The organism is Flavobacterium sp., from assembly GCF_020217025.1.
In the GTDB taxonomy this organism is placed as follows: Bacteria; Bacteroidota; Bacteroidia; order Flavobacteriales; family Flavobacteriaceae; genus Flavobacterium.
Genome location: NZ_JAIWOF010000036.1, coordinates 1 through 10,000, shown reverse-complemented (window position 1 = coordinate 10,000; position 10,000 = coordinate 1). Strand labels below are relative to the sequence as shown.

Here is a 10,000-nt window from a genome sequence, read left to right as displayed (position 1 = left end):
AATATTATCTTCTCTTGTCTTTGTGTAATTTCTTAAAAAGAATAAAATAAATAATATGGTAGCCAAACCTAAAATTATCTTTTTCATGATATTATTAGTAATTTAATTCATTTAAAACGTTTGGCTTTTTTTAATTACCACATTGGCACATTAAAAATTACTTCGTTTTCTTCACGTATTGCGTCAAAATATAAATACTTTGGTTTTCCACTCTACCTTCAATAAGGTTAGCGTCGTCCCAAGCTAATTTAATGTTGTGTACTGCAGCTCCACGTTTTGCAGTAAAAGTAGCACCTTTAACATCTAAATCTTTAACCAACACTACCGAATCGCCATCTTGTAAAATAACGCCGTTACTGTCTTTATGTACAATTTTATTTTCGTCTTCTTCTGCGCCTTCGCCTGTTGCTTTTGCCCATTCTAAGGCTTCTTCATCTAAGTACATCATGTCAAGCAAGTCGTTGTTTTTCAAACGGGCTAACATTCTCCAAGATAAAATTTGAACTGGCAAATGTTCGTTCCACATACTTTCTGATAATCCTCTCCAATCGTTTTCATTCATGGTTTCTGGATTTTCAATTTGGTCTCTTAAATGTTTTGCAACTAAAACCGAATGTTCTAAGCTTTCTGCAGTGTGAGGTGGTAACGTGTACACAACTAAATCATGTTCGGCACCACTAATTTCGCAAACTGAACCACTGCGGTCTTTCAGTTTTTTTTCTATTACACTCATTTTGAATGGATTTTACGTAAATAAATAATTTGAAGCAAAGGTATAAATTGTAACAAAACAGCATAAAAAAAAGCAACTTTTTTATGAAGTTGCTTTAAAAATAAATTCAAATAATGGTTTACAGATTAAAACTTGCACCAATAGAGAAGTTAAACTGATTGTTGTATTTTTCAAATCCTTCTGGATTATTATCGTAATGAGCTATTGGAAATTGAATTTCAGAGTAAAGTCCAAAACCATCTGTAATAAAATAACGAGCCCCTAAATGTGATCCAAAATTTTTAATTCCAATGTTTAATCCAGGATAAATATCTACTTTTTCTTCGATACCAAAAACATCTGCAATATTGGCACTAAAACGAGCTCTTAAATCAAAACGGTCATCAAAATTTGGTTTTTCGCCTGCTACTTCTTCAATTCCTAATAAGTATAAAGAAGTAAAACCAAACGACATATTTGTGCCGATTCCTCTATCATAAGTAGCAATTATTCCTGTTCCTTTTTCCTGAATGTTGGCTCCTACTTGAAATTTTGTATCTCCTTTTCCTTTAAAAACTTGCGCATTTGCCATTTGAATTGTAACAAACAAACATATTACCGTCAGAATATTTTTCATAGATTTCGATTTTTTATTATCATACAAAGATACAATTTTTTAATTTCTTCCGTTTTCGTTGGGATATAACTCAGGTAAAGCATCACTTTGCCAGAATTCTTTGGTTTCAATATCCATTATCGTGAGTTTTCCTTTGAATGCGGCACCAGTATCTACATTCCACACACAAGCTTTATTCACAGGAATACTTTCATTTATTTTGGTAACAGGAGTATGCCCGATGTAAATTTCTTTGTAAATTGTTAGCCGATTTGGATAAGTGATAGCATCTTTAGAAAGATTCGGATCAAGAGCTAAGGCGGTTTCCCAAAGGGTTCTATCCCAGTAAAAAAGTGGTTTGAAATATTCGTATTCTACGCCTTTCATATTCGTAAAACCAGCATGAATAAACAATCGGTTTTCATCATCTAAATAGTAATTTTGAAGCGATTGTAAAAAACGAATATGTTTCTCTTTCGTTTCCGAGTCAATATTTTGATATGATTTTACAGTTGCTTCTCCACCATGTTGAAACCACAATTTTTTATCAATATTTTCGTTATTACCTAATAGCCAGTCTAATAGAAGTTCATCGTGATTTCCACGAATAAAAATACAAGGTTGTTTTTTTTGTAATGCAATCAAAAAATTCAAAACTGCTGGCGATTCGCTCCAACCATCTACAAAGTCACCAAGAAAAATCAAAGTGTCATTATTAGTAACGTCGGCTCTTTCTAAAACTTGGTGAATGGCTTTTAATCCACCATGAATATCTCCTAGTACGAATTTTCTCATAATTAAATATAATTTGATTCAATTTTTAGAAAAATATGCAGAAAAACTACAGCAATTAATTTTTGCAGTGTATCTAATTTTGTATTTCAAGTTAATAAACCCATTGTAAACAAATAAACAAAACCTTTAAAATCAAAATCTTATGAAAAATTCAGTTAAATTATTCGCTTTAGCATTAGTAGGAATTACTCTTTTTTCATGCACAACAGACGAGTACGATGCTGCACTTGAAGAAAGTGTAAAAGTAACAGAAAATATCCGAAATCAACAATCCAAGGAAGGAGATTTAACAGAAACACAGAATGCTACAACTACGGAAGATGGAACGCCTTTAGTTATAGTAATTAAAAAAGATTAATTTTTAAAATATTAAAGAAATGAAAACAATAGTAGTGTTAATAGTAAGCTCTATCTTTTTGTCCACGATGTCAAATAATGTAGAGAAAGATTCAATTGAAAAAGTTATGACTTATAAAATTGAAAAAACAGAAAAAATTAAAGTTGAAAGTGCAATTAATTCGCGAACACCTATTATTATTATAAAAAAGGATTAATTATTATCTTTAAATAGTATTTTTGTTTATGAGTAAATTATTTTAATTGAAACAGGTTATAATTTTATTTGGTCTCTTTTTTCTCATTGGATGTAATTCAAATGAGGATAGGGCTATAGATCAAAAAAAATTAGATGCGTATTTTGAAAATAGTTCAAATGTTAATTTGGATAAAGTCACTCGTTTGAAATTTATCGATTCGATAGAGCAACTAATTGACAATTCAAATTATTCCGACTCACTAAAAATAAAGAACTATTTTAAAATAGCCAATCGCTATTTTGGAGTTTTAGAATATGAGAAATATAAAGAAATAACAAATAAAGTTTTAGAAATTTCTAAATCTAAAAAGGACTCACTAAATATTGCAAGAGCAGAATATTATTTAGGAGATTATTATTTTTCTACTTCAAAAAATGATAGTGCTTACTATTATTATTTAGAGGCTGAAAAGAAATATGAAAATTTAAATGACAAGCCTAATTTAGCAAGTACAAAATTACATAAAGCCTATATTTTATCCTATGAAAAAGATTTTATAGGTAGTGAGATAGAGACGGTTAAAGTTTTAAATGTTGCCACCGAGATTAAAGATCAAGAGTTGATTTATGAGTGTTTTGTAAATTTAGGAATTTCATTATCTGGATTAGGAAATTATGAAAAAGCATTAGAATATCATCAAAAATCCTTATCACAAATTAAGAACATAAAGAATGAAAATTACAAGCCTATTTTACAAGCTCAAGCCATAAATAATATTGGTTTTGTATATTTAAATTTAGGTAAGTTTAAAGAAGCTGGTGAAATTTTTGCAGAAGGATTAAAAATTAATAATCTCAAAGAAATGCAACCGGTATTATACATTTCATTAGTTGATAATTATGCGTATTCTCGTTTCAAAATTAATAAAAACGAAGGATTGAGTGGATTTAAAACAGCATTAGATCTTGGAGATGAAATCGATGATATTTACAGTAAAATAAACATTAGAGTTCACCTTGTTGAATATTTTTTATCTAAAAATGACACTATAATTGCGCTTAAGTACAACGAAGAAGCCAATCGTTTAGCTAAAGAGTCGAAGTACAATAAAGAACTTTTACAAACACTTGATTTCTACACTGAATTAAAACCTAAAGAAGGTTTAAAATACGCTAAGGAATATATAAAAATTAGCGATAGTTTACAGCGACAAGAGCGCTTAACACGAAATAAATTAGCAAGAATTGAATTTGAAACAGATGAAATTATTGTAGAGAAAGAAGCTATTTCAAATCGTTTTCGAATTATTTTGATTTCTTCTTTGCTTGTTATTTCTTTTGGGATATTGTTTTATATTATCCTTTATCAAAGAAGTAAGCATAGAGAATTATTATTTAGTCAAGAACAGCAGAAGACAAATGAAGAGATTTATAAATTGATGCTTGACAAACAAGAAGAGTTAGAAGAAGCTAAAAAGAAAGAACAGTTGCGAATTTCACAAGATCTTCATGATAACATTCTAAACAAATTGGCTAGCATTCGATTCAATTTGTTTGCTTTAACTCAAAAACCTGATGAAACCGTTATAAAAAGAAGTATTGAATATATAGATAAAATTCAAAGTGTCGAAAGCGAAATACGAACGGTTGCTCATGAATTAAATTTCGAATCCTTTCTCAACAAGGGCAATTACAGAAGTATTTTAGAGCAATTGATTCAGAATCAAAAAGAAACTTATCAAACCCAATGCGAATTTGTAATAACTCCTGACGAGACGATTGAAATGATTTCTGCTTTAATAAAAATGAATGTCTATAGAATTATTCAAGAATCGTTAAATAACATCAACAAACACGCTAATGCTTCAATGATTTCGTTGAGTTTAAGCATTGATGAAGGTTTTTTATATTTGTCTATAAAGGATGATGGTATTGGTTTTAAGGTTTCAAAATTAAAATCAGGAATTGGACTAAAAAATATGGAAAGTCGAGCAGAATCAATAAACGGACGAATAAAGATTTCATCTGAGATAAATAAAGGAACTAAAGTATCTTTAAAAGTTAAATTATAAAAAATAAGAATTTTGGAAACTAAAATGCTAAATGTATTAATGATTGATGACCATCCTTCCATGATAGAAGGATATAAAAGCATTCTTTCTTTTAACGATTTGGATTGTGAAATTAATGTTACACCAGCTTATAATTGCGAAAGCGCTTATTATTTAATAGCTGATAATCAAAACCTATCCGCTTACGATGTGGTTTTTATCGATTTGAGTTTGCCAGCCTTTCCAGAACAAAAAATTTATTCCGGACATGATTTAGCAAGATTAGTTAGGAATTACATGCCTACAACTAAAATTATAATTCTAACATCACATGTTGAAGCCTTTTTATTGTATAAAATTCATAGAGAAATTGAACCCGAAGGCTTCTTAGTTAAAAGTGATTTTTCTGCCCAAGAACTTTTAACTGCATTTAATCAAATTATGAATGGTGATAAATATAAAAGTCGCACAGTGCAACAAAACATTAATGAATTAATGGCAAATGAGTTTTTGTTAGATGAGTATTACCAACAAATTATAACGCTTTTGGCGCAAGGCATAAAAACCAAAAACATGCCAGAGCATATTAATATTACATTGAGTGCCATCGACAAAAGAAAAGCCCATATAAAAGAGTTTTTTAATATTGAAAAAGGTTCTGACGAAGACATTATTAAAGAAGCAAAAAAAAGAGGCTTAATATGAAATTTTAACAAAATGTGCAGAAAAACTACAGCAACCCAACCAAAAAGCGTCCTTACCTTTACATTGTAATTTAAATAATAAAAAGGATGAAACTATATACTAAAATCTTGCTGTTTTTGTTGTTTCTGAGTTTGGTTTGGCTATATACTGTAGCCGATTTAACATACAACACATTGTTTTTTGAAAGTAGTACATTTTTATCTAAATGTATTGGATATCATGCGCAATTTGAACTGATTTACATTTTAGGTGTTTTTCTTTTCGTTTCCTATTTGGCATTGATACTTTTTATAAAAAATAAAAAATTGTATTAGTCGTATTTCATTTTTCTTAAAATCCGCATCACTTCTTTAAAAGACACGTAGATTAAAGGATTTTCAAGTAATTTTAAGTACGGTTTTGAATCAATTAATTTTTGCTTTGCTTCATCAAAACCATTCAAATAGCAAATCATCATAATGTGAGGTAAGTTCTCCAAATCTCGCTTTTCAGAATCGTTTAATAGTAATCCTTTTTGAAGTTTTCCTAATAGTACCAAATTGGAATTGTAAATATGATACAACATTTTTCGGTTGTATTGCGGTGGTTCAAATAACATTTCTGAATTTATTTTGTAATAACCATTGTCAAAAAAAGTTAAGGTTACTTTTTCAAACGGATAATAACTCGTTTTATCATTTAATCCAAGTGAAATGTATTCGGTAATCGAAAAACTACTTTCATCATAGTCAATACTAACCTCGTCTAAAGCCGAATAAAACAGTTTTACCTGTTCGTTGACCAACTCAATATCCACTCTAGAATAATACTCTTTATCCCGAACTTTTTTCTTATTTCCAGCCCAACAAACCACAAATAATTCTTTAAAAACTTTGTATTTTGAAGGCAAATCTTTATGGCGATTGTTGATGAAATCTAAAACGCTTTCTAAGGTATGTTCAATGCTATTACGAGAGCTATTTTCAATACTAATAACCGTTTCCACATTTTGTTTCGAATACGGAATTTTGTCAGTCGTAGGCGAAGTATTACTCCCTTTTCTTACGAAATAGGAGTTTGCTTCAATGGTGTGAATACCTTTTTTGAAATATGAATTTTTTGATTTCGGTTTAATCGTCACTAATCCCACCACTTTATCTTTTGGAAGGTTCGGAAAAGGCACATTTTCGTACTGAATTTTTGGCGGATTTTCTAAAAAGGCATTTACTAAATTCTGAATCCTACTATCATCAAAAAAATCATCCCCAACGATTTCATTGGTTTCATCTTCCACACCCACCACAATATAAGAATTGTTACTTGGATTAGAATTGGAAAGTGCACAAATGTGTTTTAAGAATTTTGCTTTTCCTTCTTTAGTGTGTAAATTCAACTGGCGCTTCTTATCATAAAAACTGTTCTCATCATGATGAGCTAAGAGATTTTTGATAAGTAAGCGCTTGTTGATCATTTTTTTAGTAAATGGTTACAAGTAAAAAGTGATTAGCATAAAAAAATGGACTTTTTACTAATCACTTTTCACTAATTACTCTTTTTAAGGCACTTTATGCCCCATACTTTCTGTCCAGATAGCAAACCAATCTTGCTTGTCTAAAACTAACGATTTTGCTTTCATCAATTGCTGAATTCTTCCTGAATTAACCGTTCCTGCCACTGGAGAAATTCCAGCAGGATGTTGCATAATCCAAGCCAATAAAATAATATCAGAACCAATGTGATATTTCTCAACTAACTTAGCCAAAAGTTGACGTAATCTAAAAGTTTGGTCGGTATTTTCCCTAAAAACGGTTCCTAACGGATTCCATGCCATCGGTTTGATATTGTGGATTTGCATGTAATCGAAACTTCCATCTAACATAGCTTCATGATGCGTTGCGGAAAATTGTACCTGATTAAAAGAAACATCCGTTTTCTGACGCAATAATTCGGTTTGAGATGACGTAAAATTAGAAACTCCAAAAGATAGAATTTTTCCATCTGCTTTTAATTTCGAAACCGCTTCCGCAATTTCATCAGCTTGCATTAACGGACTTGGGCGGTGAAGTAAAAAAACATCCAAATAATCGGTTTGTAAATTTTTCAACGAATTTTCGACAGACCAAATAATATAATCTTTCGAATATTCGTAATGTTTAATTGAATTATTAGGTCTGTTTTCTGAAACATATTGAATGCCACATTTGGTAATTAATTGAATTTTTTTGCGATCTATCTTACTTTCAGAAAGCGCTTTTCCAAATGAAGCCTCTGTTGTATAACCTCCATAAATATCGGCATGATCAAAAGTGGTGATTCCGTTTTCTATGAATAAATTAATTAAGTGAGTAAACTCATTGGTATTTAGGTTTTTATCCCAAACACCCCAATTCATAACTCCAGCAATAATAGGGGATAATTGTACTGACATATTTGTTGTGTTTTTAATTTTTTCTTAAAATTATAAAATAGAATCATAAAACACTCATAAAATCAACCTTTTTTATGCATTTTTAACGCAATGTTAACAAGTTAAAACTAAAAAAAATTTCAATTTGCAGTGTTAAAAAATGTTGTTAATTTCACACCGCCAAATACAATCATAAAATGGAAGAAAATACATCAACCTTAGACATTAGAGCAATTAATGAAAAGATTGAAAGAGAAAGTGCTTTTATAGACTTACTTACAATGGAAATGAATAAGGTAATCGTAGGTCAAAAACACATGGTCGAGCGATTATTAATAGGTTTGTTGGGTCAAGGACATATTTTATTGGAAGGAGTTCCTGGATTAGCAAAAACCTTAGCCATTAATACGCTTTCTCAAGCCGTTCACGGTTCATTCAGCCGTATTCAGTTTACACCCGATTTATTGCCAGCCGATGTAGTTGGAACAATGATTTATAACATCAAACAAAACGACTTTACCATTCGTAAAGGACCTATTTTCGCCAACTTCGTATTAGCTGATGAGATTAACCGTGCGCCAGCAAAAGTGCAATCTGCTTTGTTAGAAGCCATGCAAGAAAAGCAAGTAACCATTGGTGATGAAACGTTTAAGTTAGACAAACCGTTCTTAGTAATGGCAACGCAAAATCCTGTTGACCAAGAAGGAACTTATCCATTACCAGAAGCACAAGTTGACCGTTTCATGTTGAAAGTGGTTATCGATTATCCAAAAATGGAAGACGAGCGCTTGGTAATTCGTCAAAACTTAAAAGGTGCTTACGAAAAAGTAAATGAAGTGGTTTCGTTAGACCAAATTCTAAGAGCACAAGAAGCCGTTCGTGAAGTATACATGGACGAAAAAATCGAAAAATACATCTTAGATTTAATTTTCGCAACGCGTTATCCAGAAAAATATAAATTAGAAAGTCTAAAACCATTAATCAGTTTCGGAGCTTCGCCTCGTGGAAGTATCAACTTAGCAACCGCTGCTAAATGTTACGCTTTCATCAAACGTAGAGGTTATGTAATTCCAGAAGACGTTCGTGCTGTAGTATACGATGTATTACGTCACAGAATCGGAATCACCTACGAAGCTGAAGCCGAAAATGTAACCACAGAAGACATTATTAGCAGAATTGTTAACGAAGTTGAAGTACCTTAAAAAAGTGATTAGGGAATAGTGATTAGGCATTAGTAAAGTGTCTTTTACCTTTTACCTTTTACCCTTTACCTTTTAAAAATGGATACCAAAGAAATTCTAAAGAAAGTTCGAAAAATTGAAATCAAAACCCGAAGATTGAGTGATCACATCTTTTCGGGAGAATATCACACGTCTTTTAAAGGACGCGGGATGACGTTTTCTGAAGTGCGCCAATACCAATATGGTGATGACGTAAGAGCTATCGATTGGAATGTAACGGCACGCTACAACGAGCCTTTCGTAAAAGTATTTGAAGAAGAACGCGAATTAACCATGATGTTGATGGTCGATATTTCAGGTTCGGAAAGTTTTGGTACAAAAAATCAGTTAAAACGCGATATGATTACTGAAATCGCTGCCACATTAGCGTTTTCGGCGACTCAAAATAATGATAAAATAGGTTTGCTTTTGTTTTCGGACCAAATCGAATTGTTTATTCCGCCTAAAAAAGGAAAATCGCACGTTTTACGAATCATTCGCGAGTTAATCGAATTCGAATCGAAAAGCAAAAAAACCGATTTATCGCAAGCTTTGAAATATTTATCAAGTGTTTTGAAAAAGAAAGCCATTGTGTTTTTAATTTCCGATTTCATGGTGAAAGACTACGAACACACGCTGAAAATCGCTTCAAAACGTCATGATGTAACTGGAATTCGAGTGTTTGACCAAAGAGAAGAAAGCATTCCAAACATTGGAGTAGTAAATATGCTAGATGCCGAAACAGGCGAAATACTTTTGGTTGATACCACATCCAATAAAGTGCGAATGGATTATGAAAAATACTATCGTGAAAACGTAAATTATTTCAAGGATATTTTTTCAAAATGTGGAGCGGGTACGATTAGTTCGAGAGTTGATGAAAGCTATGTAACCAAATTATTAGGTTATTTTAAAGCGCGTAATTAAGAAAAATGAAAAAGAAACTTTACTTATATATTGCTTTATTGTTCGGATTTTTG

At 31.2% G+C, this 10,000-nt stretch carries 11 protein-coding genes; 6 read left to right on the top strand and 5 right to left on the bottom strand.

The features are described 5' to 3' along the window. Positions 1-157 precede the first annotated feature (157 nt). From LDL23_RS01605 to LDL23_RS01595, 3 genes are all read right to left on the bottom strand, one after another. Positions 158-733: an alkylphosphonate utilization protein gene (locus tag LDL23_RS01605; RefSeq protein WP_291264144.1), complete on the bottom strand. Its 576-nt coding sequence runs from the start codon at positions 731-733 to the stop codon at positions 158-160. A 118-nt stretch (positions 734-851) separates the two neighbouring features. Beyond that, entirely contained in the window at positions 852-1,349 is a 498-nt protein-coding gene (locus LDL23_RS01600) for a DUF6646 family protein (RefSeq protein ID WP_291264143.1), read from the bottom strand. Between the two features lie 39 nt (positions 1,350-1,388). Beyond that, positions 1,389-2,123 (bottom strand): metallophosphoesterase, encoded by a 735-nt coding sequence (locus LDL23_RS01595; RefSeq protein WP_291264142.1) that lies wholly within the window; start codon positions 2,121-2,123, stop codon positions 1,389-1,391. 142 nt (positions 2,124-2,265) lie between these two features. Here LDL23_RS01595 and LDL23_RS01590 point away from each other — a divergent pair, with 142 nt between their 5' ends. The 4 genes from LDL23_RS01590 to LDL23_RS01575 all read left to right on the top strand — a co-directional run bounded on the left by LDL23_RS01590 (position 2,266) and on the right by LDL23_RS01575 (position 5,414). Further along, positions 2,266-2,481 carry a hypothetical protein gene (locus tag LDL23_RS01590; RefSeq protein WP_291264141.1) on the top strand — a complete coding sequence of 72 codons (216 nt, stop codon included), beginning with the start codon at positions 2,266-2,268 and terminating at the stop codon, positions 2,479-2,481. 19 nt (positions 2,482-2,500) lie between these two features. Further along, positions 2,501-2,677, top strand: a complete 177-nt coding sequence (locus tag LDL23_RS01585; RefSeq protein WP_291264140.1) for a hypothetical protein — start codon at positions 2,501-2,503, stop codon at positions 2,675-2,677. A gap of 166 nt (positions 2,678-2,843) precedes the next feature. Continuing rightward, positions 2,844-4,730, top strand: coding sequence for a tetratricopeptide repeat-containing sensor histidine kinase (locus tag LDL23_RS01580; protein ID WP_291264139.1), 1,887 nt, complete (start codon positions 2,844-2,846; stop codon positions 4,728-4,730). 12 nt (positions 4,731-4,742) lie between these two features. Beyond that, positions 4,743-5,414 carry a response regulator gene (locus LDL23_RS01575; protein ID WP_291264138.1) on the top strand — a complete coding sequence of 224 codons (672 nt, stop codon included), beginning with the start codon at positions 4,743-4,745 and terminating at the stop codon, positions 5,412-5,414. A gap of 310 nt (positions 5,415-5,724) precedes the next feature. Here the strand turns inward: LDL23_RS01575 and LDL23_RS01570 are convergent, their stop codons facing one another. Both LDL23_RS01570 and LDL23_RS01565 read right to left on the bottom strand, forming a co-directional pair. Continuing rightward, positions 5,725-6,864: an ATP-binding protein gene (locus LDL23_RS01570; protein ID WP_291264137.1), complete on the bottom strand. Its 1,140-nt coding sequence runs from the start codon at positions 6,862-6,864 to the stop codon at positions 5,725-5,727. 84 nt (positions 6,865-6,948) lie between these two features. Next, the gene (locus tag LDL23_RS01565; protein WP_291264136.1) at positions 6,949-7,821 is read right to left on the bottom strand and encodes an aldo/keto reductase family oxidoreductase; all 873 of its coding nucleotides are present in this window, start codon (positions 7,819-7,821) and stop codon (positions 6,949-6,951) included. A gap of 176 nt (positions 7,822-7,997) precedes the next feature. On the opposite strand from LDL23_RS01565, the gene LDL23_RS01560 reads away from it, so the two are divergent. Together LDL23_RS01560 and LDL23_RS01555 are read left to right on the top strand one after the other, a co-directional pair. Next, positions 7,998-9,002 (top strand): MoxR family ATPase, encoded by a 1,005-nt coding sequence (locus LDL23_RS01560; protein ID WP_291264135.1) that lies wholly within the window; start codon positions 7,998-8,000, stop codon positions 9,000-9,002. A 78-nt stretch (positions 9,003-9,080) separates the two neighbouring features. Then, positions 9,081-9,947: a DUF58 domain-containing protein gene (locus LDL23_RS01555; RefSeq protein WP_291264134.1), complete on the top strand. Its 867-nt coding sequence runs from the start codon at positions 9,081-9,083 to the stop codon at positions 9,945-9,947. Positions 9,948-10,000: the final 53 nt, after the last annotated feature.

Bases quoted from the DNA above. Each gene is read 5' to 3' on its own strand.
- LDL23_RS01605 (WP_291264144.1), bottom strand. From the start codon at position 733: ATGAGTGTAATAGAAAAAAAACTGAAAGACCGCAGTGGTTCAGTTTGC.
- LDL23_RS01555 (WP_291264134.1), top strand. From the start codon at position 9,081: ATGGATACCAAAGAAATTCTAAAGAAAGTTCGAAAAATTGAAATCAAA.
- LDL23_RS01565 (WP_291264136.1), bottom strand. From the start codon at position 7,821: ATGTCAGTACAATTATCCCCTATTATTGCTGGAGTTATGAATTGGGGT.
- LDL23_RS01585 (WP_291264140.1), top strand. From the start codon at position 2,501: ATGAAAACAATAGTAGTGTTAATAGTAAGCTCTATCTTTTTGTCCACG.
- LDL23_RS01570 (WP_291264137.1), bottom strand. From the start codon at position 6,864: ATGATCAACAAGCGCTTACTTATCAAAAATCTCTTAGCTCATCATGAT.
- LDL23_RS01560 (WP_291264135.1), top strand. From the start codon at position 7,998: ATGGAAGAAAATACATCAACCTTAGACATTAGAGCAATTAATGAAAAG.
- LDL23_RS01600 (WP_291264143.1), bottom strand. From the start codon at position 1,349: ATGAAAAATATTCTGACGGTAATATGTTTGTTTGTTACAATTCAAATG.
- LDL23_RS01590 (WP_291264141.1), top strand. From the start codon at position 2,266: ATGAAAAATTCAGTTAAATTATTCGCTTTAGCATTAGTAGGAATTACT.
- LDL23_RS01595 (WP_291264142.1), bottom strand. From the start codon at position 2,123: ATGAGAAAATTCGTACTAGGAGATATTCATGGTGGATTAAAAGCCATT.